Raw genomic sequence first — 23064 nt, 5'->3', positions numbered from 1 at the left:
GGAAGGCGGCCGGTGGGACAGCCGATCGCGGCGTAAGCCGCGTCACCACTTGCCGGTTTAAGAGTTCTTCTCAGGTACGAATCGGAAATGTCATAACTTGGCAATGTGAGTAACCGACCCCTTGCTGCCGCTGGTCGACTCGTCCCTCTTCTTCGCGCCGGACTGATCGCCGGAATCGTGATCGCCGCCGCCGCGTACCCACTCGTCGCCCTCACCGGGCTCGGCGCGAAGGCCACCGCGCACGCCGTGGAGCAGAAGACCCGAGTGCTGACCACCGCCCTGCCCGCCGAGACCTCCTACGTCTACGCCCCGGACGGCAAGACCGTGCTGACCATGTTCTACGAGGAGTACCGGCAGTACACCAAGCTGTCGGACATGTCGCCGAACATCCAGCAGGCGATCATCGCCGCCGAGGACTCGCGCTTCTACCAGCACCACGGCGTCGACCCGAAGGGCGTGGCCCGCGCCTTCGTGTCCAACGCCCGCTCCGGCGGCTCCCAGGGCGCGTCGACCCTGACCATGCAGTACGTCCGGATGGCCCTGCGGGACAGCTCGACCACGCCCAAGGAGGTCCAGGAAGCCACCCAGCAGACCAGCCTGCGCAAGGTCAAGGAGATGCGGATGGCGCTGGACCTGGAGAAGGAGCTGAGCAAGGAGCAGATCCTGGAGCGCTACCTCAACTCGGCGTACTTCGGACACCGGGCGTACGGCATCTACGCGGCCAGCGAGATCTTCTTCTCCAAGACCCCGAAGGACCTCACCCCGGTCGAGGCCGCCACCCTCGCCGGGCTGGTCAAGTCCCCGTCGGAGTACGACCCGGCCGACTCCGACCAGAAGGAGGCCACCGGGCGGCGGGACTACGTGCTGGACCGGATGAGCCAGCTCGGTTACCTCTCCCCCGACTCGGCCGCCGCCGCCAAGGCGGAGCCGATCCGGCTGAAACTGACCACCCCGCCGCACGACTGCGCCGCGGTGGCGGAGAAGTACAACAGCTGGGGCTTCGCCTGCGACTACCTGAAGAACTGGTGGAGCGCGCAGCCCGCCTTCGGCGCGAACCCGCTGGAACGCATGGACAAGCTGCGCCGGGGCGGCTACCGGATCGTGCTCAGCCTCGACCCGAAGATCCAGGCGGCGGCGGAGAAGAACGTCGGCAGCAAGGAGGCCACCGGCAGCCCGTTCGCCAACGGGATCGTGGTCTCCGAGCCGGGCACCGGCCGGGTCAAGGCGATGGCGGTGAACCGGACGTACTCGCTGGACCTCGACGAGAACCCGCAGAGCTCCAACCCCGAGGCCGGGCCGAAGGTGAAGGCCAACTACCCGAACACGGTCGCGCCGTTGCTCGGCGGCGGTGACCTGGCGGGCTACCAGGCCGGGTCCACGTTCAAGATGTTCCCGATGCTTGCCGCGCTGGACTCGGGGATGACGCTCTCCACCTCGTTCAACGCCCCCTACCGCTACAAGTCGGCCGTCTACGACGGGTGGGCGCCCTCGAACGCCAGCGGCGCCATGACCGGGCAGCAGACCATGTGGTCCGGCTTCGGCAAGTCGGTGAACACGTACTTCGTGTGGCTGGAGGAGAAGGTCGGCGCGGACCGGGCGGTCCGGTTGGCCGAGCAACTCGGGCTGCGGTGGCGCACCGACGTCGACCGGGAACAGGCGTCCCCGACAAAGGTGAAGAAGTGGGGCGCGTTCACCCTGGGCGTCTCCGACGCCACCCCGTTGGAGATGGCGAACGCCTACGCCGCCATCGCCGCTGACGGCCGCTACTGCGAGGCGATCCCCGTTCAGTCGATCATGAATCGGGACGGCACGCCCGCCACGTACTCCACCCCGGGAGGCATCCATCGCGAGGTGGCCAAGCCACGCTGCCGACAGGTGGTCAGCGCGGACGCCGCTCGGGCGGCCACCGACGCCGCCCGCTGCCCGACCGGAGACACCCCGGCGCGCGGTAGCTGCGGCGGCTGGTCCACCGCCGACAGCGTCCGGGGCACGGTCGGACGCCCGGTGGCCGGCAAGACCGGTACCACCGACAGCACCCGGTCCGCCTGGTTCGTCGGCTACACCCCGGAGCTGGCCGCGGCGAGCTTCATCTCCGACCCGGACAACCCGTTCAACGCCGTGGGTGACGGGCAGTCCCAGATCCCGATCAAGGCGGTCGCGGAGACCCTCCGCGACGGCCTGAAGGGCACACCGACCCGCCAGTTCACCCCACCGTCGGACGCGATCGTCGGCTGACGCGGCGGTGGCGCACCGCCGGCCGAGGGATCAGGCCGGCACCCCGCCGGACTCCACCGGCACCACCTCGGTCGTCGGGTCGGTCGCCGCCGCGGCGACCAACCGGGCGGCCGTGGCCGGATGACCGGCCCAGTGCAGGGTGAGCTGCGAGGCGTGCACACTGCGCCAGACGAAGCCCTCCGGGGTGCCGCCCTCCCAGCTCCACGCCGGGCGCTGACCAGCGCGGGGGGTCAGCACCGCACGGTGCGCCTTGTGGCCGACGAGCACCGTGCCGTGGGCGGCGACCACGCTGTCGGTCTGGGCGGTCGCCTCCCGGTAGCCGGCCACCAGGCCGTCCCGACTGACACCTACCGCGTCGAGGACCCCGCACATCGGCAGCCCGTCCAGCTCGCGGGCCAGCCAGAGCAACCCGGTGCCCTCGGCGATCACCGGACGCCCGGTCCGCGCCAACTCGGCCACCGCGATGCAGAGCCGCCGGTTGGCCGACAACTGCTCGGCGTACGCCTCGGGCAGCGCGCCCCCGACGACAAGCGCGCGGGTGCCGACCGGCAGCGCCTCGTCGCGCAGCGGATCGACGGTGACGACCTCGGCGCCGGCGGCCCGCAGCAGCTCGGCGGTCTCCGGGTGGCTGAAGCTGCCACCCGGCCCACCGGCGAGTGCCACGAGCGGGCGGTTCGCCGGCGCGGTGAACCCGCCGAGGACCTCCTCGGCGGACCAGGCCGGGGCCGTCAGCGGCGGGGCCGAGCGGGCCAGCCCGAGAAGCCGTTCCAGATCGACGGTGGCGGCGACGGCCTCGCCCAGCCGACGAACCGCTCGGACGGCGTCAGCCGACCCGTCGACCACCGGTGCCACGCCGTGCCGCCGCGACGGCAGCACCGCCGGCAGGTCGTGCCGACGCAGCGCACCGTAGACCGGCACACCCACGTCGTCCAACGCCTCGCGCAGCATGCCCTCGTGCCGCGAGGAGGCCACCCGGTTGAGGATCACCCCGCCGAGCCACAACTGCTCGTCGTACGAGCGAAAACCGTGCACCAGGGCCGCCACCGACTGACCCATCGCGGCCACGTCGACAACGAGCACCACCGGGCTGCGCAGCGCGGCCGCCGCGGCGGCGGTGGACTCCTGCTCGGGGCGGCCGCCGACCGAGTCGTACAGCCCCATGCTGCCCTGCACCACGGCGAGCCCGGCGCCGGCCGCGCCGTGCGCCACCAGCGGGGCGAGCCGGTCGGTGCCGACCAGCCGGGGATCGATCACCCGACCGGGACGACCGGCGGCCAGACCGAGGTACGCGGCGTCGACGTGGTCCGGCCCGAGCTTGAACCCGGCGACGTCGACCCCACGCTCCGCCAGGGCGGCGAGCAGCCCGATCGCCAGCGCGTTCTTACCGTGCCCGGAGGACGGCGCGCTGAGCACCAGGCGCGGCACGACGGTCATTATCGACTCCTCGCGAGCGGCGGCGGGTACGCGACGGGGACGACCGGGGCCGATCCGTCGGCGTGACGATACCCGTCCGGCTGTCGAGGCGAGCACCGCCAACCGGGGCCGGCGGCGCGGTCCCGGCCCGGTCCAGGTCAGTGGTGCCGGTCATACGGGTAGCCTCGTGCTGTGTACCGGTTCCTGCTGAGCCCACGCTGGCTGGGCGCTCTCGCGCTGACCCTGGTCGCCGCCGCCGTGATGGTGTTCCTCGGCGACTGGCAGCTGGACCGCTACCGGGGGCGTACCGAGGTCAACGAGCGGATCGACGCGGGCCAGCGGATGGCCCCGACGCCACTGGCCGACGCCCTGCGCGCCCCGACCGGCGGCGCGGGGACGGTCGGGCCCGCGCCGGCCGAGGACAAGGTCTGGACCCGGATCACCGTCACCGGCCGGTACGACCCGACGAACACCGTGCTGGTCCGTGGCCGGACGGTGGACAGCCGGGTCGGCTTCGAGGTGCTCACCCCGCTGGTGCTGACCGACGGCACCGCGCTGCTCGTGGATCGGGGTTGGATCCCGCCGGCGCCGGGTGGGGCGACCGCCCAGCCGTCGGTGCCCGCCGTGCCGACCGGCGACGTGACGGTGGTCGGTCGGGTGCACGAGACCGAGAGCGGCGCCGGCGCGGTGGCGCGACGCGACGGGCGACTGGAGATCCGCCGGATCGGCGTCTCGCGTCTCGCCGGCGAGCTGCCGTACCCCGTCTACGGCGCCTACCTGCTGCTCGACGAGCAGACCCCGGCGGCCGACCCGGTGTTCAAGGCGGTGCCCGTCGGGCACGCCAACAACTGGCAGAATTTCGGCTACGTCGTGCAGTGGTGGCTCTTCGCGGTGATGGCCCTGTTCGGCTACGGCTGGGTGGCCCGCCGGGAGGCCCGCCGCGCCGCCGGGATCGGCGTCACCGCGGCCCCGTTGGACCGGGCCGCCGAGCCGACGCCGAGCGCGTCGGCCTGACCGAGGCCCGGGTCCGCGTCCCACACGGACACGCGGGGGCATGCGGCACGACGGGGCAGCCGGTAGCCTGCGCGACGTGACGATCCCGCGTTGGAGGTCTCGGTGAGTTCGGATCCCACGGCCGCGGCGCCGGAGCCGGTGACCCAGCCGCAACCGGCGATCGATCCGTGGAGCGCCACCTCGTCCACCGGGGCGCTGCCGACGACCCCGCCCACGACACCCTTCCCGAGCGTGCCGCCAGAGGCCACACCGCCTCCGGCACCGCCGTTCCCCGCGCCTCCGGCACCGCCGTTCCCGGCGCAAGCGGCACCGCCGTTCCCGGCGCAAGCGGCACCGCCGTTCCCGGCGCAAGCGGCACCGCCGTTCCCGGGGCAAGCGGCACCGCCGTTCCCGGGGCAAGCGGCACCGCCGTTCTCCGCGTCGCCGGTGCCGCCGGCGCAGACGGCACCGTTCTCGGCGCCACCGGCACCGCCGTTCTCGGCACCGCCGGCACCGCCGTTCTCGACGCCGCCGTTCTCCGGCCCGCCCGCGCAGCACTCGACGCCGCCCGGCGGGGCGTGGCCGGTGTCCGGGCCGTACCCACCGGCACTTGTGTCGGCGCACCCGGCGCCGCTCGGCCACGCCGGGCCGGAGGTGGTCGCGGTGCAGATCGCCGAAATCTCGGTGTGCCCGCCGATCATCCGCACGCCCACCGGGGTGCTGCCGTTGGCCGGGGCCACCTGGCACGTGGCCGACTACTGGCAACGCGAGGAGAAGGTGGCCACCTGGGCGCTTGTCTGCGCGATCGTCGGCTTCTTCTGCCTGGCCTTCTTCAGCCTGCTCTTCCTGCTGGTCAAGGAGACCCGCCACCACGGCACCGTGCAGGTCACGGTCACCAATGGCCATCAGCAGTACGTGGCCCGGATCCCGGTCAGCGACCAGGGCCAGGTGCAGCACGTCAACAACCAGGTCAACTACGCCCGGTCGTTGTCCGGCAGGTGATCGGGGCTGGCGCGGCCGTCAGCCGGTGACCCGGCCGGCGTGGATGGCGCGGACGGCGTCGATGGTGTCCGCCTCGGCGGCGGACTTGTCGTCGCGGTATCGCACCACCCGGGCGAACCGCAGCGCCATCCCGCCGGGATAGCGCGAGCTGGTCTGCACCCCGTCGAAGGCGATCTCCACCACCTGCTCGGGGCGGACCCGCACCACCCAGTCGCCGCGCTCCACGGCGAGGTCGAGGAAACGCTCGGTCTGCCAGCGCAGCAGCTCGTCGGTGAGCCCCTTGAACGTCTTGCCGAGCATGACGAAGCCGCCCGTGTGCGGGTCACGCGCGCCCAGATGCAGGTTCGACAGCCAGCCCTTGCGCCGGCCACTGCCCCACTCGACGGCGAGCACCACCAGGTCGAGGGTGTGTCGTGGCTTGACCTTGACCCAGGCGGCACCGCGCCGACCGGCGTCGTAGGGGGCGTCCGGCGCCTTGACCACGACGCCCTCCTGCCCGGCGTCGAGCGCGGCGGCGAACGCGGCGGCGGCCTGCTCGGGGCCGTCGACCTCCATCCGCCCGACCAGCAGTGACGAATCCACCGCACCGGCGAGGGCGGCCCACCGCTCCCGGCCGGGCCTGTCGATCAGATCGTCACCGTCGAGGTGCAGCAGGTCGAAGAAGTACGGAGTCAGCACCGTCGCGCCCGTGCTGGCCGCCGCCGCGAGCACCGCCGGCGCGACAGGTGTGCGCCCGGTGGTGCTCGGGGTGGTGCGTCGGGCGGCCCGGCTCGACGTCTGCTGGAACGGCAGTGGTCGCCCCGTCTCGTCGAGGCCGATCGCCTCGCCGTCGAGCACCAACTCCCGCCCCGGCAGGGCCCGGACCGCGGCGACCACCTCCGGCACCCGGCTGGTGATCTCGTCGAGGCTGCGGGTGAAGACGGCGATGTCCGTGCCGGAGCGGTGCACCTGGATGCGGATGCCGTCGAGCTTGACGTCGACCACCGCCGGCGTGCCCGTCGCGGCGAGCGCCTCGTCGACCGAGGGTGCGCTCTGCGCGAGCATCGGCGCCAACGGTCGGCCCACCCGCAGGCCGAACCCGGCCAGCTCGGCCGCTCCTCCGGCCAGCGCGGCCACCGCCACGGCGCGCAGGTCACCGGCGAGCAACAACGCCCGGCGGACCGCAGCCACCGGCACGTCGGCGGCCCGCGCCACCGCGTCGGCGAGAAGCCCCGCCTGCGCGCCCTGCCGCAGCTCGCCGCTGAACAGGCCGGTGAGCAGGCGCTGCTCGTCGGCCGTCGCCGCCGCATAAAGGGCACCGAGCAGCGCCCGACGCCGGGTCTGCGAACCCGTGCCGTGCACCGCGGCGATCTGCGCGATGGCCGCGTCGACGGCGGCCACGGTCAGCGTCGGCTCGACCGCCGGTGGCGGCAGGTCACGAAGGCTGGCATAGCCCACCCCGGTCTGCCGTTGACGCAGCTCACCCGCGAGGTAGCCGGCGCCGGGCTCGACCTCGGCCGGGTCGAGTCGGCGCAACGCGTCAGCGAGCAGCTCCACCTTGGCCCGCCGGCCGCTGGTGGCGCCCACGGCCGCGGACGTCGCTGCCAGGTCGAGGAACCGCACGCCGCCCATCCTGCCAGTCACCTCCGACACCGCCCGGGCATTGCCGTGCCCGGGCGGTGTCGGCAGGGTGCCGCCCACGAACGTGGGCGACGGATCCAGGGCGTGTGTCAAAGCCCCTGGCCGGCCTGCGGCGGCTCGACCGAGGACTTTGACACGCCCTAGGCGGAGACGGGCTCCTCGATGCGCAACCCCCGCGCACGGACCTCGCCGGCGACCCGGGAGAGCACCGAGTCGAGGGCGACCAGAGCGGCGGAGAGCTCACCGAGCTGTTCGTTGAGCGTGTCCTCGGACCACGCGGAGACGTCGACATCTCCCAGTGCGCTGACAGCGGCCCCCAACCGGGCCATCACCTCGTTCGTACTCATGTACGAAAGGCTATAACAGACGGCCGTGCGACACGCCGTAAAGCCCCAGATCAGACCCACGTTGCCGATCCGATACGCAACGTCCCGCCGAGTGCCCCGACCGGGAGCCAGGCGGCGCAGACCCTAGGCGCCGGCCGCCACCGCCACCTTGCCCAGCAGCAGCGCCTCGGCCAGACAGACCTTCGCGAACTCCCCCAGGTGCAGGCTCTCGTTCGGGCCGTGCGCGCGGGCGTGCGGGTCCTCCACTCCGGTCACCAGGATCGCCGCCTTCGGGAACATCTCCTGGAAGGTGGCGATGAACGGGATCGAGCCGCCGACGCCGATGTCCACCGGCTCGGTGCCGTCCCAGGCGGCCCGGAAGGCCGAACGCGCGGCGTCGAACACCGGCCCGGACGCGTCGATCACGCACGGGTTGCCATCGTGCTCGAAACTGACTGTCACCTGGGCGCCCCACGGCGCGTGCTGCTCCAGGTGCGCGCGCACCGCCGCGTACGCCCGCTTGGGGTCCTCGCCCGGCGCGAGCCGGATGCTGAGCTTCGCCTTCGCGGCCGGGACCAGGGCGTTCGGGGCCTCGCCGGTGGGTGGGGCGTCGATGCCGAGCACCGCCAGCGCCGGCTTGGTCCAGAGTCGGTCGGTGATCCGGCCGGTGCCGATGAACTGCACACCCTCGGCCAACCCGGCCTCGGCCCGGAACCGATCCTCCGGGTAGTCGACGGTGGCGCCCTCCCGGCCGACCAGCCCGGCCACCGCCACGTCACCGGCGTCGTCGTGCAGGGTCGCCAGCAACCGGGCCAGCGCGGTGAGCGCGTCCGGCGCCACGCCACCGAACATGCCGCTGTGCACCGCGTGGTCCAGCGTGCGTACCTCGACGAAGCAGTTGACGAGGCCGCGCAGCGAGGTGGTCAGCGCCGGTACGCCGATGTCCCAGTTGCCGGAGTCGGCGATCACGATGACGTCCGAGGCGATCTTGTCCCGGTGCTCGGCGAGCAGCCGCTCCAGCGAGTCGGAGCCGAACTCCTCCTCGCCCTCGACGAAGAGCACGACACCCACCGGCAGCGCGTCCCCGTACGCCCGCAGGGCCGCCACGTGCGCCATGATGCCGGCCTTGTCGTCGGCCGCACCCCGGGCGTAGAGCCGACCGTCCCGCTCCACCGGCTCGAACGGGTCGGACTCCCACAGCGACAGGTCGCCGACCGGCTGCACGTCGTGGTGGGCGTAGAGCATGACGGTCGGCGCGCCGGGCGGGGCGGCGCGACGGCCGATCACTGCCGGCTGACCGCCGGAACGCACGATGTCGACATCCAGGCCGCAGCCGCGCAGCAGTTCGGCGACCGCCTCGGCGGAACGTTCCACGTGCGAGTGGTCGAAGCCCTCGAAGGCGATGCCGGGGATGCGGACGAGACGTTCCAGGTCGGCGCGTACGCCGGGCATCTCCCGCTCGACGGCGGCCCGCACCTCGGACTCGGACAGGATCGGAGAGGTCATGACCGGAATCGTATGCCGGCCTTACCGGGGCGTGCCGGCGGAGCCCGTACCAGCATCGCCGTCCGCCGGGGCGGCACCCGGGGCGGCCCGGCCGGCGCGCTGCGCGCGGCCCGCCGCCTCGGTGGCGGCATCCACCCAGGAGCGGGCCCGGCCGGCGGTACCGCCGACCCACTCGCCGACGTCGCTCGCGCCGTCGCCGAACCGGCGCAGCAACCCGACAAGCGGGTCGGTGGAGCGGCTGAACTCCTCCCGGTACGAGTCGGCAGCCGCCTTGATCTCCTCGGAGACGCTTGTCGAGCTGTCGTCGTCACGGCGCGGATAGTCCCCGGCCAGCACCCGCCCGTACGCCCCGGAGTCGACCCACTGGCGCAGTTGCGCCGCCCGTGCCACCGGCGCGGGATGGGTGCTCCACGCCGTCATCCGGATCTTGTGCAGGCTGTCGCGCAGGTCGCCGCCCCCGGCGTACTCGGCGGCCTGCTCCAGGAACGCGGTCGTGTCGATCTGCGACAGGTCACCGCCGCCGGCGAGCTTCATCAGCAGCCGCAGCGCGGCGGCCGGGTCCTGCCCGGCGAGCAGACCGGCCCGATCGGCGGACAACTCCGCCTTGCGCCACCACTCCAGCATCGCCGCGATGATCGCCCGCAGCGCGATCGCGCCCACCGGCAACCAGCTCAGGTTCGTCGCCCACCGGGTGAGGATCATGAGCATGGTCTTGTAGACCGCGTGGCCGCTGCCCACGTGCCCCAACTCGTGGCCGAGCAGGCAGCGCAGCTCGTCCTCGTCGAGCTGCTGCACGCACGCGGAGTTCAGCACGATGAACGGCCGTTCCAGGCCAACCGCCTCGGCGCCCAACCAGGGCGACTGGGTCACGTACAGCTCCGGCAGCTCGGCCACGTCGAGCACCGCCGCCGCCTCGGTGTAGCGCTGCCACACGGCCGGATACTGCCGATGGTCGACCCGGATGCCGGAGGCCAGCACGGACAGCCGGAAGCCGCGCTCGTTCCACATGCCGAAGAACGACCGCACCACGTCGTCGAAACCGCGCAGCTCCCGCAACGCGACAAGGGCGCCCCGGTCGGCCGGGTGCTCCCAGGCCCGCGAGCTGATCCCGGTGAGCGTGATCCGGCGCCGCGCGGGCGGGTCCGTTGCCGACATGATGAGTCCCCCGTTCGCCGTCGCGCATCGTGCCGCGGCCTCCTCGCATCGTGCCGCAGCCGATGCCGGTCGTCCACTGCCCGCTCAGCGGATGCGCGTGTAGTACCGGTCCGCGTCGTACGGCAGCGTCGGCGCGCCGTCCACCAACAGGTCCGCGCGGGCGGCCGTACCATCGGCGGCGAAGTGCGCCCGCTCCCCGGCGTGCCAGCGACGCAGCTCCGGCAGGATCTCCGACCCGTCCCGGGCGACCGCGCGGGCCAGCCGCAACGACGCGGGCGCGGTGACGAACACCGCCAGGGTCAACTCCGGCCGGACCACCGCGCGTGCGGCGCTCACCCCCTCCACCACCAGCACCGGCGCTGCCGGCACCGGCACCGGCCGGTCCAGGAAGCGCTGCCGCACCCAGCTGTAGCGCCGGTAGGCACCGGGTCTCCCCTCGCGCAGCGGGGCGAGCACCTGCCCGTCGAGCCGGGGCCAGAAGGTGACCTGATCGTCCCAACCGTCGAGCAGGTCGTCGGTGTGCACCACGGGCGGGCGGTCACCGCCGAGCCGCGCCGCCAGGGCATCCGCGAGGTGCGCGGCGAACCGGCTCTTGCCCGCGCCGCTCGGCCCGTCGACCGCGACGAGCCGGGTCCGCCCCAACCGCGCCGGGTCCGCGAGCACCCGACGAGCCAGTTCGGCGTACGCCTCGACGACCACCACGGCCAACCCGCCACCCCGACGGCCAACCAACTCCCCGTCGGTATTCCCGGGCTCGTCGGTGTTCCCGACCCCGCCGCCCTCGTCGGCGCTCCCGGCCCCGTCGATGTTCCCGGGCTTGTCGGTGTTCTCGGGCTTGTCGGTGTTCCCGGGCTCGTCGGTGTGCCTGGGATTGTCTGCGCCCTCTAGCTCGTCGGCCGGCGCGGCCTTGTCGGGCGGGAGTCCTGCGCTGTTCAGGGCTTCGCGGCCCGACACCGGACGGCCGGTGTCGGGACTCAACACAGCCTCGCCCGGTGCATGACCGAAGTATGCCGGCGCGACCGCAGTCCGGGATGATCGACTCCACATCATTGATGTCGCGGTATCTGGCTAGCGGGACACCCCGACATCCCTGAGGGCGAGTGGATCAGGTTGCAACGGTGCTCGACGTCGGCCGCGCTGACACGTCCGGCTGACCGCCCTGGCCGGGTGCCGTCACGTCCGGGGGAATTGGGGCGGCGACGGGTGACGGGCGGCCCGTTCGCCGCCCGGGGCGCCACCAAATCGGCATGATCGGGTGGTGCTCCGAGACGTGATGAGCCCCGGTATCGACGCCCTACTCGAACAGGCCCGCGCCGGGCTGCACCGACTGACTCCGCAGCAGACCGTCGAGGCGGTCCGCGGCGGCGCGCTGCTTGTCGACACCCGCACCGACCTGCAGCGCCGTGAACAGGGCGACCTGCCGGGGGCGGTCGTCATCGACCGGACCGTACTGGAATGGCGGCTCGATCCGGCCAGCGCCTGGCGGATCCCGGAAGCCACCGGATACGACCGGGAGATCGTGCTGGTGTGTCGGCAGGGCTACAGCTCCAGCCTCGCCGCCGCCAGCCTGCAGACCCTCGGTCTACGCCGGGCGACCGACATGATCGGCGGTGTGGACGCCTGGCTCGCCGCCGGCCTGCCCACGACCGACCGGCCAGCCGACATCCGCCCCTGAGTCCCGCCGCGCCCAACCCCAGGCCACGTTCAGCACCCACCTGCCGGCGCTCACCCGCGTCGCGAGCCCTCCACCTCACCGGCCCGCCACGTCACAAACCCGCCACCTCACCGACCCACCACGTCACGGACCCACCACGTCGCTGACCTGCCACCTCACAGCCCGCCACGTCACCGACCCGCCACGTCACAGACCCGCCACCTCGCTGCGTCGCGGGCTCGCACGCCCGGGCCGGGCTCAAGATCGTGCTCGATCCAGGATCCAGTCCCCTCCTGTCGCCCACGAGGCCACTACAACCAGGATCGTGCACGATCATGCGGAGGTGGTGACCCGTGACATCGTCCGGCGCACGACCAGGCTTCGAACGCCCCGCGTGCGGCCCCGCCCCCGACACTCCGCAGGGGACGGTGGGTGGGTCAGGACGGCGGGGCGCCGGGTGGAATGAAGGGTAGGCCGACGGGTGGGCCGGCTTCGATGAGACGCCAGAGGGCAGCGGTGTCCAGGTGCTCCTCGACCAGGTCACCGAGCAGGTCGAGGGAACGTTCCCGGGCGGCGGCGAAGCTCGTCGTCGGCGCGACCCGGAACCCGGTGCGCCCGGCCAGGCGAGCCGCCTCGGTGAGGAACCAGCGGCGGAACCCGTCGGACTCGAACGCCCCGTGCCAGTGCGTGCCGTGCACCACACCGAGCACGGCTCCCTCACCGACACCGTCGTCGGCCGTCAGCAACGGGGCCAGGGTGGGGTCGGTGTGCGAGACGTACCCGTGATGGATCTCGTAACCGCGCACCGCGACGTCGCCGCGGGCGGTGCCCACCGACTGCCGGACGGTCTTGCGGGGATCGAAGGTGATCTCGATGGGCAGCAGACCAAGCCCCGCTACGCTGCCTCGTCGGCTCTCCACCGTGTCGTGGATGGCGCGGCCGAGCATCTGGAAACCGCCGCAGAGGCCGAGCAGCGGCTTACCGGCCGCCACGTGGGTGATCACCGCGTCGGCGAGGCCGGTTTCGCGCAGCCAGGCCAGGTCGGCGACGGTGGACTTGGAGCCGGGCAGGACGACCAGGTCGGCGGCGGCCAACTCGGCCGGCTCGATGGTGAGGCGTACGCGAACGCCCGGCTCGGTGGCCAGCGCCTCCACGTCGGTGGCGTTGCTGATCCGGGGTAGGCGGACGACCGCCACGTCCAACCACTCGCTGCCGTGCGGGGCCGCGGGGCGGCCGAGCACCCGGCCGTAGGCGAGGGAGTCCTCCGCGTCGAGCCACAGGTCAAGTGCCCAGGGCAGCACCCCGTACGTGGGCCGACCCGTGACGTGGCGCAGCATGTCCAGCCCCGGCTGGAGCAGCCCGCGGTCACCCCGGAACTTGTTGATCACGAAACCGGCGATCAGCGCCTGGTCGGCCGGGTCGAGCAGGGCCACGGTGCCGAACATCGAGGCGAAGACACCGCCCCGGTCGATGTCGCCGACCACGATGGTGGGCAGGTCGGCGTGCCGGGCCAGCCCCATGTTGACGTAGTCCCCAGCCCGTAGGTTGATCTCCGCGGGGCTGCCGGCGCCCTCGCAGATCACCACGTCGTACGTGTCGCGCAGCTCGGCGAGTGCCGCGTACGCGGTCTCGGCGAGCCGGGGGCGCAGGTGCCGGAACGTGCCCGCGGTGATCGTGTCGACCGCCTCGCCGAGCAGGACCACCTGGCTGGCCAGATCGCTGCCCGGCTTGAGCAGGACCGGGTTGAACCGCAGGTCGGGTGCGAGGCCACAGGCGGCGGCCTGCATGGCCTGGGCCCGTCCGATCTCGCCGCCGCGCCCGTCCGGCCCGACGACCACCGCCGAGTTGTTTGACATGTTCTGTGCCTTGTACGGCGCCACCTTCACGCCCTGTCGGTGCAGCCAGCGGCAGATGCCTGCGGTGAGCACGCTCTTGCCGGCGTCGGAGGTCGTGCCGGCGACCAGCAGCCCGCCGCTCACCGCCCGCTCCCCCGCCCTGCAGTCAGGGCAGACACCCCACGCCCCGCGGTCAGGGCAGACAGCCCGCGCCGACTCGCGGCGCCGACCAGACGGCCGAAGGTCACCGGGTAGGCGGCGGCCAGCCCGACCGCGGCCAGCCCGACCGCGCCGGAGATCCGGGCGGCCCGCTTGAGGTGGCGCGCCTCCGGGCGAGGGCCGTCGCCGAGGAACGGCCGCACCTCGGAGCGCCCGAAGTAGACGTTGCGCCCGCCGAGGCGGACGCCGAGCGCGCCGGCCATCGCCGCCTCGCACTGCCCGGCGTTGGGGCTCGGGTGGTCGTTGCGGTCACGCCGCCATACCCGCCAGGCCCGTTGCCGATCCCCGTGGGCGACCGGCGCGACGGCGATGGTGAGCAACCCGGTCATCCTCGACGGCACCAGGTTGAGGAGATCGTCCAACCGCGCGGCCGGGGTGCCGAACCGGGCGTAGCGTGCCGACCGGTGCCCGACCATCGCGTCGAGGGTGTTTGCCGCCCGGTAGCCCAGCAGGCCGGGCAGGCCGGCGACCGCACCCCAGACCAGGGGGGCGACGACCGCGTCGGAGGTGTTCTCGGCGACGGACTCGACGGTGGCGCGGGCCAACTCCGACTCGCCCAACGTCGACGGGTCCCGCCCACAGAGGTGGCCGAGGCGTCGCCGGGCAGCGGGCAGGTCACCGGCACGCAGCGTCCGACCCATGGCCGTGGCCTCGTGGCGCAGCGTACGACCACCCAGCACCGTCCACGTGCCCGCGGCCACCAGCACCGCCCGGGTCACCGGCCGGTGCCGGGTAGCCGCGGCAGCGACCGCCCCGAGCAGCACCGGCCCGCCCACGGCCAGCGCGGTGAACGCCGCGCCCGCCGTCCGGTCCGGGCGGTAGAGGCGGCGCTCCAGAGCACCCGCGGCCTGCCCGAAGCCGGCCACCGGGTGCCACCGGCGTGGATCACCGAGCAGCCTGTCCAGCGCGTACCCGGCCAGCAGCCCCACCGCGTTCGCCACCGGCGCGGTCCGTCGCACGTACACCACCTCCAAGCCGGCCAGCCTAGACGAGCGTCCCGAAAACCAGCCTGACCCACAGCGCGCTCGGGCGGGCAGCACCTCGTAGCGGGCCGCGGCCGACGCGGCTCCGCCGACCCCACAACTGTGTCACGCGGGGTGACGGCGCTGGCCGCGCCGCCACCCCGCCCCCGTCGTGCCAGGCCACGTGGGCCCGTCCTGCCGCAGCCATGACGATCAGCACCGGAACCTCGTGTCGCCCGGCTCGTGATCGCCAAACTGCCGCACTCGTCGAAACGACCGGTCAGGCCGGCTGCGGGATCCGGCCTCGGCCACGCCGCCCCCGGCCGGCCGGCACCGGCTCAGGCTGCCCCTCGTCCGGCACCGGCCCCAACTCGTCGTCCGGGTCGCGGTCGCTGCCGTTGTCATTCGCCTCGATCGGGAGCCCCACCTCGGCGTCGAGGCCGGTCGGGCCGGTGCCCTGCCCGATCTGCCCGCTGGTCGGGGGAACCCGGTCGGACGACGACAGCGCGTCGGACGAGTCGATCGGAGGAACATCGGCGTCCAGCGGGTCGTCGGCGAACGGGCTGGACCGCAGCGCGGCGTAGTCGGGCAGCTCGAAGTCGTCGTCCAGCGGTCGGTCGTCCGGCAGCACGGGCTCGTGGCCGGGCGGCACCGGCTCGGTGGGTTCGCCGTGCACCCGACTCTCGGCCTCGGCGTCCTCCGTGGTGCTGGTGGTCATGCTCGGCCGGTTGCGCAGGAACCGGGCTCGACCCCGGGACAGGTCGTGGCCGACGGCAACCGCCTCCAACTCGTAGAGGGTGCGGTGGTTGCCCGCGTCGTCGGTCCAGTCGCGGGTGTAGAGCCGGCCGCAGACCACCACCGGATCGCCGACCATCACGGAGGCCGCCACGCCTTCGGCGAGCTTGCGCCAGCAGTTGACGCGTACGCGGAGCGAATTGCCGTCGACCCACCGGCCGCTGTCGCGGTCGAGTCGGCGGGCGGTGGAGGCGACCTTGAAGTTGGCCACGAGCGTGTTGCTCTGGCTGGTGCGTCGCCATTCGGGAGCAGTCAGCACATTGCCGACAATTGTTACGTAGGTGTCGAACATCGTCCCTCCAGGGGGATCGGGGCCTGCCAGCGCGAGTCGACTCGACATCGAGCCTCGGTGCTGCGGGCGAGCATCGCCAGCGCCCCGCTCGAACCTGTGGACAACGAATCCACCTGTGGACAACGCCCTGATCACGCCCTGATGTGGTACGGCCGACCCGCCCAGTCGGGCGTCGGCGGTTTCCGAGACCAACCACAGTGGGTAAGCACTTGATCAACGCACCACCGACAGCTCCACGTCGACGAGAGGTCAGCGCCATGATGATCACCAGAATCGGCTCCGCGATCGTTTCCGAGGCGCGGCGATGAGCGCCGCGGCGAACCCGGCCACCGTCGCCGAGTGCCTGCGGGTGGGCGCGGGGTTCTCGCAGGGCGACCGCAACTGGATCGCCGAGCAATTCACCACGCTCGACGCCCGGCTGGCCAGCTTCCACGCTGACGCCACCGAGCTGGAGGTGTCGGTGAAGGACCGGGAAGCGCGTGGCCAGAAGGTCACCCTGGAGTGCTGGATCGCTGGCCGACAGAAGATCGTCACCACCTCCACGGAGGAGGACCTGCACGCCGCGCTGAACGACGTCCGCGACGATCTGCGCCGCCGGCTCAACGACGCCAAGACCCGTCAGGAGCCCCGGCACAACAAGCACCTGCGCGACATCCCCCAGCCCCAGGGCGGGCTGGACCTCACCGACGAGCAGGACCCCGAGCGCGCCGACGCGGAGACCGCCTGACCCCACCCCGCCCCGCGATCTTGCACTTTCGCATCCCGAAAAGCGGCCTTTTATTTGTTATGTCGCCGCAGTAAGTGCAAGATCGCGAGGGCGGGGCGCGGTGGGCGGGACGAGGGCTACCGTTGGGTAGGTTGGCGGCGTAGCGTCGCGGTCGTGGAACCGGACGTGTTGGGACCGCCGTACGAGCGGCAGACGATCGACCTGGGCACCGACGACGAGGGACCTGTCGTCGCGACCCTGGTCCGGCGGCGGGCCGAGCGCCCCACCGGGCGGGCCGTCCTCTACGTCCACGGGTTCGTCGACTACTTCTTCCAGACGCATCTGGCCGACTTCTTCGCCGAGCGCGGCTGGGATTTCTACGCGCTCGACCTGCGCAAGTACGGTCGCAGTCTGCTCCCGGGCCAGACCCCGAACTTCTGCCGCGACATCAGCGACTACTTCCCCGAGCTGGACGCCGCCGCCGACATCATCCGTGCCGACGACGGGCACGACACCCTGCTGGCGATGGGCCACTCCACCGGCGGTCTGATCATCTCGCTCTGGGCGGACGCCCGCCGCGACACCGGCACCGTCGACGGCCTGGTGCTCAACAGCCCCTTCTTCGACCTGAACGCTCCCTGGGCGGTGCGCCGACCCCTCGCGGCCGCCGTCTCCCGGCTGGGCCGCAGGGCGCCGCACCGCATCCTGCCGCTCGGGTTGGGCACCGTGTACGGCGAGAGCCTCCACTCCGACCACCGCGGCGAGTGGACCTATGACCTGGCGTGGAAGCCGCTGGCCGGGTTCCCGGTCCGGGCCGGCTGGCTGAACGCGATCCGCACCGGCCAGCGCCGGCTGCGCGCCGGTCTGGACATCCAGGTGCCGGTGCTGCTGGCCTGCTCGACCCGCTCCTTCCGAGGCACCCGGTGGCACGACAACGCGACCCTGGCCGACGCGGTGCTGGACGTCGAGCACATGGTCCGGTACGCGCCCCGCCTCGGCCGCCACGTCACCCTGGCCCGCTTCGACGGCGGGATGCACGACCTGACCCTCTCCGGCCCGGCCGTCCGCAAGAAGGTCTTCGACGAGGTCGGCCGCTGGGCCGAGGCATTCCTCGCCGCCGGCCCCACCGCCCCGGCCGCCCCGACCGCCCCAGCCGTCCCCCACCCTCCCGACCCCGTTGATCATGGGGTTATTGCCACTCCCATCGGCGTGTCGGAGCAATAACCTCATGATCAACTAGCCGGGCACCGGCGCCCGGCGGTTGCGGAGCGGAGGGTGGCGGCACTTGGGGGTTAGACGTCGCCCGGCGTCGCGGGGAGGACCGCGCGGATGCGGTCGAAGGTCGCCACCGGGTGCTCTCCGGTGCCGGGCAGCACCAGACCCAGGCAGTACGGCGACAACTCCCCCGTGGCGTCGGGCTGGACGACGAAGACCGGCGCGCCGACGTACCCCTTCGGCAGTTCGGTGGTGATCCGCGCGGCGTCCCCGTCGCGGACCACCCGCTCGATCGCGACCTCCAGCGGGCGCGACCCGTCTTCGCGTACCCCATGGGCCAGCACGAAAGCGGAACCGGCGTCGGCGGTGAGGCGGGCGACCACCTCGGGCCCGGCGGCGATCCCCGCGGGCACCGGCTGGACCCGCCACCGCCAGCCGCCGTCCCCGGCGTAGCGGTGCAGGCCGGCGGTCGGCAGTACCGCGACCCCGTCGCCCGGGAAACGGGACCAGCCGGGCACGATCTCGACCGCGGGGACGGCGGCCGGGGCGACCCCGGCCGGCTCGGTGATACTCGCCCGCAAACCCAGCTCGCCACCCGGCGCGCCGACCAGGTCGGCCGCCGTCAGCAGCGACTCCCCCACCGGGTCCTCGCCGCCCCGGAAGAAGAACGCGGTGCCGACATCATCGCCCGACCGGTACGGGAGGATGGCCCGACCGACGATCTGGCACAGCTCGTAGGCGACGTCGTTCTCGACGTCGGGATCCAGCAGCACCAGCCAAAGGTACGGTCCGAGGCCAGGTCCGACCGCGGGAACCCGGATGCCCGCCGCGCGGTCAACGTGAGACCCTGCTCGGCAACGTGGACGCGGGCACCCTTTTCGCCGCCGGGCAGCAGGGCGGCGGTACCCTCTGGGCGCGACATCCACGCCACACGCGCCCGTAGCTCAGCGGATAGAGCAGGGGACTTCTAATCCCAAGGCCGCAGGTTCGAATCCTGCCGGGCGCACCACCCTCACCGCAGGTCAGCGGACCGTGGGACGTCGCCCGCACCCCGCTCGGCGGAGACCTGCCCCCCGGGGAGGCGGATCACCTGGTCCGCGTCAGCGCTGGCCCTGGCGCCTCGCCATCTCGGCGAGGCTCGCGCAGGGACGCTCGGCCCCCTGGTGCCAGGCGCTTCCCGCTACGGCCACGGAATAGCTGACCTCTCTGACCTGCCGGTCGGCGGTCTCGACGGAGAACCGTATCGACAGCGGCTCGCTCCCGAAGGCGAGTGCGCACTCGATGCGCAGCTCGACACTGATCCAGGCGGTGCCGCCGGGGCGCACGAGTCGAGTGTGGCCGGTGTCCTGGACCTGGACACCAGGTCGTTGACCGCTGACCGACTTCACCGTGACGGGCGCGGGGCCGGCGTTGATGACCGCCAGTTGCCCGTCCATCTGGACGACCTCGGTGTCCCCACCCGAACTGCTGCTGGTGGATGCGGGAAACGCCACGAGGGAGACCGTCGCGTTTCGCTGTCGCTCCTCCCGCGACGAACGCAACACACCGACACCGGCACCGCCGAGCACGATGCCGACCGCGAAGGCGGCCACGAGCCGTACGTTCCACGTCCGGCTGGCCGCACGGCGGGCAGGGGCGGCTCGGTCCGCCGGCTGACGGTCGGTCTCGACGAGGTCAATTACGTGGTGCTCGGCCGACATTGGGTCAGCCTAGGGCTCTGCGGGACCGGCCGGCCGCCCGTACCTGTTCGAAGGTGTTCGCGGAGAGCGGGAAGGCCGTACGCCTCGATGGCGGTGACGACCTCGCTCGCGACGTCCGCGACCTCAGCGTCCTCGTCGAGGTCCCACCAGACGTCCTCATTCACTGGCATCAGGTGGCCGAGCCGCCAGGACCACACGAAGTCACCGTAGTAGGTGCCCGGCGAGGGCTTCAGGGGTAGCTGGCTCTGCTCACGCCTGCGGGACTCCCAGAGGATCAGGGGTACGGCGCAGAGGTTGACCGTGAACGTCAGGTGCTCTCCGGTGTTGTACCGCGAGGACTGGAAGCCCAGCAGCGCCCAGGACTCCGGGTCCGGCAGGGTGTACCGCGAGCCCGACCCCGTGAAGCCGAGGGCACGCAGAGCAGGAGCGACATCGTCGCGCAGCATCGCTCGATAGGCAGCCTGCACGTCGCCCATGTCCTCACCCGCTCGTGCTCGGAGAGCCGGAACCCGAAGTCAAGCATGGACGACCGGCTAGATCGAGCCGGCGGCCACCGGCAGGTGTCCATCGTCAGGCGCGACCCCTTCAGTCGTCGCACACCGTCTTGGCGTAGCGGGCGAAGCTCCCGAGCGTATGGAACGTCGCGACGTAGCCGCCCTGGTCCTCGCCCTCCCACCGCTTGGTGAGGATCACGGCGGAGCCGGTCCGGCCGCGCAGCTCGCTGATCCGGAACGGGAAGTCTTCCACCGGCCCGCCGTCGCTGTTCCACGAGCGCAGGTCGTAGATCTGGTCGTCGTCCAGCGCGGACGGTGCCAGCTTCGTCTGCCAGCCGTCCGCCGGGTTGAGCAGCACAACTTCCTCTGCCGTGCGGGCGCTGCGGCCGGGATCCCGCTCGAGCTGAATCACCGTGTCGGTGACCCCACCGTCGTCACTGCCGAGAAAGAGGGTGATGTCGTCAGTCCCCTTCTTGCCCTGGCACCAGTCGAACACCCCGACCAGCCGGCCGTCGGCGTCCAGCCGTACCCCGACCGCGCCCTCCTTGACCGGGCTGCAGCCGGTCAGCCCTGCCAGCACCAACGCGCAGATCAGTCCCAGCATCCCCGTCCGTCGCATCCCTTCAGCGTGAGCACCGACGGTCACCAGGTGGTCACGAGGAGAGGACGGCTTGACGGCATCGAGGATCGGCTTCTCGTGGAAGGTGCTGGGGAGGGCGGCACAGCGGCACGCTTGACGTTGTGTGGGACGCTCGCTGTCAGTAGGGATCCGGTTGCACAGACAGGAGTCTGGTGAGCCACAAACCCCCCAAGCAGCGCTCGACCCGGATCCTGGTGGTGGGCCGGACCGGCGTGGGCAAGTCGAGCATCATCAACTCTGTTGTCGGCGCGGCGGTCGCCGAGACCGGAAAATACCGACCGACAACCGCCAAGATCGAGCGGTACGACGCCGAATATCGTGAATCGACGATGGTCCTCATCGACACGCCGGGGTTCGGTGACGCCGGGTGGGACCGGTCCAACGACGAGCGTTATCTGGCGCTGATCGAGCAGGAGGCCGGCGAGATCGATCTTGTCCTGTTCGTCACCAAGCTCGACGACACCCGGGTCGAGCGCAGCGAATACGACACGCTCGGAGCGCTCACCAGAAAATTTGGCCACGGCGTGTGGGACCGTGCCGTCGTCGTGCTCACCCGTGCGGACAAGTTCACCCGCCGCGATTATCCCGAAGAACTGGCCCAGCGGAGCGCGGCGCTGCGCGAAGCGATGGAGAAGGTGGTCGGCGACCGCGCCCACCGGATTCCCTTCGTCCCGGTGACGAACACTCGCGAACGTACCCCTGACCGGTCGCGATGGATGGCAAAGCTCTGGCTCGCCATGTTGGAGCGCGTGAGCGCGCCTGGGTTCGACGCGTTCGTGCTGTCGACCATCTCGCGGGTCACCACCGAGGACGCCTCGGATGAGGGCGACCCTGACCCGCCGCGGCAGCCGACCAAACCCCGACGCGGCAAGGGTGCCGCAGTCGCCCCGGCGCCCACGCCCGCGCCGGCAACCACGCCCACGCCGGCTCCGCGACGGGCGACCACGCCGGATGTCGCGACGCCGGCGGCCGTTGTCCGGCCTGCCGGTCGGCGCCCGACGTCCACCCCACCCACGAACACCCAGTCGTACGTCTCCGACGGGGTACCCGTTCAACACACGACGATCAACGTGGGGGCTGGTACCGCCAACATCACCGTGAACACTCAGCAGATCAACACCACTGAGTCCGTGATCGCCACGAGAGCGTCGACCGGCCTGTTGGACAAACTGAAGGCTGCCGGCTCCTGGCTTGTCTCTGGAATTGTGGCCGCAGCCGTCAAGTTCCTGGGACAGTAGCGGTCCGCCGATCCGATCGATCCGGACCCGACCGAGACCCTCCGGGACGACGAACGGCCCCTGCCCGGGTGGGAGGGACCGCGTGGCGCTCGGCGTCACAGGTGCGGGAGGCCGCATGCGTGGGGTGTGTTCAGCCCTGCTGGTAGCGCTCGTTGCGTCGAAGGGCCTCTTCGAGTTGGTCCTCGAGAATGATGATCCGGCAGGCCGAGGCGATGTCGGTGCCCTGGTCGCACATCTCCCGGGCGCGCGCGGCCAGGCGCAGCTGATAGCGGGAGTAGCGGCGGTGCCCGCCACTGGAGCGCTGGGGGTCGATCAGTTTGGCGTCGCCGAGCCGACGGAGGAAGTCCTGCGAGCAGCCGAGGATTTCGGCGGCGCGACCCATGGTGTAGGCGGGGTAGTCCTCGTCGTCGAGCATGTCGTCGGATTGGGTCAAGAAAACCTCCATCACGAGGGCCCCGGTGCTCGAAAGCACCGGGGCCCAAGGGTTGTGGGTCAGGAACACCATCTGCCGACAGAACGTCGGCTTGTCTTGTCCGCACCGGCCGTCGACGACGGCATCGGGTGCGAGGATCGCATAAGCGTGACCGGAGACCACCTCTCGTTCGATGGAAACTGCGGTGTCCGCATCCAGCCCACGAGTGCGGCTGGCAGCGGGCGATCCAACGGTGTAATGCCCTCCCTTGCCTCTGATTTCCTCTGTCATTCCTCGTGCTGTCCGTCGGTGTCCGAGCCCCACGCGACTTCATGGCCCTGACACGTACGACGAACCTTGCTTACCTCGGGTGAAGCCCTGAACGAGCCTCGGCCTCACCCGCGACTTCTCGTGCGTAAAACCAACTGCGACAGAACCGAGCGGGCCACGAACTTCCTGGCCTAGCTCCTTCGCCCTCGGGTGGGGCGGTCACGTCAGCGTCTTTACGTGCTCCGTCTTCGACCTCAGGAACGTTACCCCACGGCGGCAAGAATATCTAGCGCTTCGCGCAGAGATTTTCTCTGCCGCCGAGAGCAGCCCGTCGGCCGTGCGGAGAAGGGTGACGCCGCCGGGCCGGGCCGACGCCGCGCAG

21 protein-coding genes and 1 tRNA gene are annotated in these 23064 nt (G+C 72.0%); 8 read left to right on the top strand and 14 right to left on the bottom strand.

Translation table 11 applies throughout. The features are described from left to right. Nucleotides 1-105: 105 nt before the first annotated feature. On the top strand, nucleotides 106-2235 hold the full coding sequence (locus tag ACPXBU_RS29530) for a transglycosylase domain-containing protein (RefSeq protein WP_425760671.1): 2130 nt from the start codon (nucleotides 106-108) through the stop codon (nucleotides 2233-2235). Nucleotides 2236-2265: 30 nt separating this feature from the next. Here ACPXBU_RS29530 and ACPXBU_RS29525 read toward each other — a convergent pair whose 3' ends face one another. After that, a complete protein-coding gene (locus tag ACPXBU_RS29525; RefSeq protein ID WP_393373788.1) occupies nucleotides 2266-3669 on the bottom strand; it encodes a cobyrinate a,c-diamide synthase in 1404 nt (467 codons plus the stop codon). A 171-nt stretch (nucleotides 3670-3840) separates the two neighbouring features. On the opposite strand from ACPXBU_RS29525, the gene ACPXBU_RS29520 reads away from it, so the two are divergent. Further along, the gene (locus ACPXBU_RS29520) at nucleotides 3841-4662 is read left to right on the top strand and encodes an SURF1 family cytochrome oxidase biogenesis protein (RefSeq protein ID WP_393373790.1); all 822 of its coding nucleotides are present in this window, start codon (nucleotides 3841-3843) and stop codon (nucleotides 4660-4662) included. Between the two features lie 102 nt (nucleotides 4663-4764). Then, a complete protein-coding gene (locus ACPXBU_RS29515) occupies nucleotides 4765-5643 on the top strand; it encodes a hypothetical protein (RefSeq protein WP_425760669.1) in 879 nt (292 codons plus the stop codon). An 18-nt stretch (nucleotides 5644-5661) separates the two neighbouring features. On the opposite strand, the gene ACPXBU_RS29510 is transcribed toward ACPXBU_RS29515, so the two are convergent. The 5 genes from ACPXBU_RS29510 to ACPXBU_RS29490 all read right to left on the bottom strand — a co-directional run bounded on the left by ACPXBU_RS29510 (nucleotide 5662) and on the right by ACPXBU_RS29490 (nucleotide 10958). Then, a complete protein-coding gene (locus ACPXBU_RS29510) occupies nucleotides 5662-7254 on the bottom strand; it encodes an ATP-dependent DNA ligase (RefSeq protein ID WP_393374023.1) in 1593 nt (530 codons plus the stop codon). Nucleotides 7255-7403: 149 nt separating this feature from the next. Continuing rightward, entirely contained in the window at nucleotides 7404-7610 is a 207-nt protein-coding gene (locus tag ACPXBU_RS29505; RefSeq protein WP_030333429.1) for a hypothetical protein, read from the bottom strand. A gap of 123 nt (nucleotides 7611-7733) precedes the next feature. Next, nucleotides 7734-9095, bottom strand: coding sequence for a dipeptidase (locus ACPXBU_RS29500; protein ID WP_425760667.1), 1362 nt, complete (start codon nucleotides 9093-9095; stop codon nucleotides 7734-7736). A gap of 21 nt (nucleotides 9096-9116) precedes the next feature. Beyond that, the gene (locus ACPXBU_RS29495; RefSeq protein ID WP_425760665.1) at nucleotides 9117-10250 is read right to left on the bottom strand and encodes a M48 family metallopeptidase; all 1134 of its coding nucleotides are present in this window, start codon (nucleotides 10248-10250) and stop codon (nucleotides 9117-9119) included. A gap of 84 nt (nucleotides 10251-10334) precedes the next feature. Further along, a complete protein-coding gene (locus tag ACPXBU_RS29490) occupies nucleotides 10335-10958 on the bottom strand; it encodes a uridine kinase family protein (protein ID WP_393374027.1) in 624 nt (207 codons plus the stop codon). A 565-nt stretch (nucleotides 10959-11523) separates the two neighbouring features. Here ACPXBU_RS29490 and ACPXBU_RS29485 point away from each other — a divergent pair. Further along, nucleotides 11524-11925: a rhodanese-like domain-containing protein gene (locus ACPXBU_RS29485; RefSeq protein WP_088949799.1), complete on the top strand. Its 402-nt coding sequence runs from the start codon at nucleotides 11524-11526 to the stop codon at nucleotides 11923-11925. A gap of 416 nt (nucleotides 11926-12341) precedes the next feature. On the opposite strand, the gene ACPXBU_RS29480 is transcribed toward ACPXBU_RS29485, so the two are convergent. The 3 genes from ACPXBU_RS29480 to ACPXBU_RS29470 all read right to left on the bottom strand — a co-directional run bounded on the left by ACPXBU_RS29480 (nucleotide 12342) and on the right by ACPXBU_RS29470 (nucleotide 16007). Further along, on the bottom strand, nucleotides 12342-13883 hold the full coding sequence (locus ACPXBU_RS29480; RefSeq protein WP_425760663.1) for a cobyric acid synthase: 1542 nt from the start codon (nucleotides 13881-13883) through the stop codon (nucleotides 12342-12344). Continuing rightward, the gene (locus ACPXBU_RS29475) at nucleotides 13880-14917 is read right to left on the bottom strand and encodes a cobalamin biosynthesis protein (protein WP_425760661.1); all 1038 of its coding nucleotides are present in this window, start codon (nucleotides 14915-14917) and stop codon (nucleotides 13880-13882) included. The genes ACPXBU_RS29480 and ACPXBU_RS29475 overlap by 4 nt, the downstream gene beginning before the upstream one ends. Nucleotides 14918-15200: 283 nt before the next feature. Next, on the bottom strand, nucleotides 15201-16007 hold the full coding sequence (locus tag ACPXBU_RS29470; protein WP_425760659.1) for a single-stranded DNA-binding protein: 807 nt from the start codon (nucleotides 16005-16007) through the stop codon (nucleotides 15201-15203). 304 nt (nucleotides 16008-16311) lie between these two features. On the opposite strand from ACPXBU_RS29470, the gene ACPXBU_RS29465 reads away from it, so the two are divergent. Beyond that, nucleotides 16312-16734 carry an HPF/RaiA family ribosome-associated protein gene (locus ACPXBU_RS29465; RefSeq protein WP_393373806.1) on the top strand — a complete coding sequence of 141 codons (423 nt, stop codon included), beginning with the start codon at nucleotides 16312-16314 and terminating at the stop codon, nucleotides 16732-16734. Between the two features lie 153 nt (nucleotides 16735-16887). Beyond that, on the top strand, nucleotides 16888-17937 hold the full coding sequence (locus ACPXBU_RS29460; protein ID WP_425760657.1) for an alpha/beta hydrolase: 1050 nt from the start codon (nucleotides 16888-16890) through the stop codon (nucleotides 17935-17937). Between the two features lie 68 nt (nucleotides 17938-18005). Here the strand turns inward: ACPXBU_RS29460 and ACPXBU_RS29455 are convergent, their stop codons facing one another. Then, nucleotides 18006-18701, bottom strand: coding sequence for a hypothetical protein (locus tag ACPXBU_RS29455; protein WP_425760655.1), 696 nt, complete (start codon nucleotides 18699-18701; stop codon nucleotides 18006-18008). Nucleotides 18702-18861: 160 nt separating this feature from the next. Here ACPXBU_RS29455 and ACPXBU_RS29450 point away from each other — a divergent pair. Further along, nucleotides 18862-18937: transfer RNA gene (locus tag ACPXBU_RS29450), tRNA-Arg, on the top strand. 91 nt (nucleotides 18938-19028) lie between these two features. Here the strand turns inward: ACPXBU_RS29450 and ACPXBU_RS29445 are convergent. The 3 genes from ACPXBU_RS29445 to ACPXBU_RS29435 form a co-directional block, all read right to left on the bottom strand. Further along, complete coding sequence (locus ACPXBU_RS29445; RefSeq protein ID WP_425760653.1) at nucleotides 19029-19628, bottom strand: hypothetical protein; 600 nt, start codon at nucleotides 19626-19628, stop codon at nucleotides 19029-19031. Beyond that, nucleotides 19607-20104: a DUF4304 domain-containing protein gene (locus ACPXBU_RS29440; RefSeq protein ID WP_425760652.1), complete on the bottom strand. Its 498-nt coding sequence runs from the start codon at nucleotides 20102-20104 to the stop codon at nucleotides 19607-19609. Before ACPXBU_RS29440 ends, ACPXBU_RS29445 begins: the two co-directional genes overlap by 22 nt. Nucleotides 20105-20213: 109 nt before the next feature. Next, entirely contained in the window at nucleotides 20214-20741 is a 528-nt protein-coding gene (locus ACPXBU_RS29435) for a hypothetical protein (RefSeq protein WP_393373817.1), read from the bottom strand. Nucleotides 20742-20914: 173 nt separating this feature from the next. Between ACPXBU_RS29435 and ACPXBU_RS29430 the strand changes: the two genes are divergently transcribed. Continuing rightward, nucleotides 20915-22000 carry a GTPase gene (locus tag ACPXBU_RS29430; protein ID WP_425760650.1) on the top strand — a complete coding sequence of 362 codons (1086 nt, stop codon included), beginning with the start codon at nucleotides 20915-20917 and terminating at the stop codon, nucleotides 21998-22000. 130 nt (nucleotides 22001-22130) lie between these two features. Here the strand turns inward: ACPXBU_RS29430 and ACPXBU_RS29425 are convergent, their stop codons facing one another. Next, entirely contained in the window at nucleotides 22131-22415 is a 285-nt protein-coding gene (locus tag ACPXBU_RS29425) for a MerR family transcriptional regulator (RefSeq protein WP_393374035.1), read from the bottom strand. Nucleotides 22416-23064: the final 649 nt, after the last annotated feature.

Source organism: Micromonospora sp. DT231 (genome assembly GCF_049847025.1).
GTDB lineage: Bacteria > Actinomycetota > Actinomycetes > Mycobacteriales > Micromonosporaceae > Micromonospora.
The sequence above is the reverse complement of the archived record's forward strand: the minus strand, read 5'-3'. Positions and strand labels throughout refer to the sequence as shown.

Bases quoted from the DNA above. Each gene is read 5' to 3' on its own strand.
- ACPXBU_RS29525 (WP_393373788.1), bottom strand. From the start codon at position 3,669: ATGACCGTCGTGCCGCGCCTGGTGCTCAGCGCGCCGTCCTCCGGGCAC.
- ACPXBU_RS29510 (WP_393374023.1), bottom strand. From the start codon at position 7,254: ATGGGCGGCGTGCGGTTCCTCGACCTGGCAGCGACGTCCGCGGCCGTG.
- ACPXBU_RS29505 (WP_030333429.1), bottom strand. From the start codon at position 7,610: ATGAGTACGAACGAGGTGATGGCCCGGTTGGGGGCCGCTGTCAGCGCA.
- ACPXBU_RS29500 (WP_425760667.1), bottom strand. From the start codon at position 9,095: ATGACCTCTCCGATCCTGTCCGAGTCCGAGGTGCGGGCCGCCGTCGAG.
- ACPXBU_RS29495 (WP_425760665.1), bottom strand. From the start codon at position 10,250: ATGTCGGCAACGGACCCGCCCGCGCGGCGCCGGATCACGCTCACCGGG.
- ACPXBU_RS29485 (WP_088949799.1), top strand. From the start codon at position 11,524: ATGAGCCCCGGTATCGACGCCCTACTCGAACAGGCCCGCGCCGGGCTG.
- ACPXBU_RS29470 (WP_425760659.1), bottom strand. From the start codon at position 16,007: ATGTTCGACACCTACGTAACAATTGTCGGCAATGTGCTGACTGCTCCC.
- ACPXBU_RS29465 (WP_393373806.1), top strand. From the start codon at position 16,312: ATGAGCGCCGCGGCGAACCCGGCCACCGTCGCCGAGTGCCTGCGGGTG.
- ACPXBU_RS29445 (WP_425760653.1), bottom strand. From the start codon at position 19,628: ATGTCGGCCGAGCACCACGTAATTGACCTCGTCGAGACCGACCGTCAG.
- ACPXBU_RS29440 (WP_425760652.1), bottom strand. From the start codon at position 20,104: ATGGGCGACGTGCAGGCTGCCTATCGAGCGATGCTGCGCGACGATGTC.
- ACPXBU_RS29435 (WP_393373817.1), bottom strand. From the start codon at position 20,741: ATGCGACGGACGGGGATGCTGGGACTGATCTGCGCGTTGGTGCTGGCA.
- ACPXBU_RS29425 (WP_393374035.1), bottom strand. From the start codon at position 22,415: ATGCTCGACGACGAGGACTACCCCGCCTACACCATGGGTCGCGCCGCC.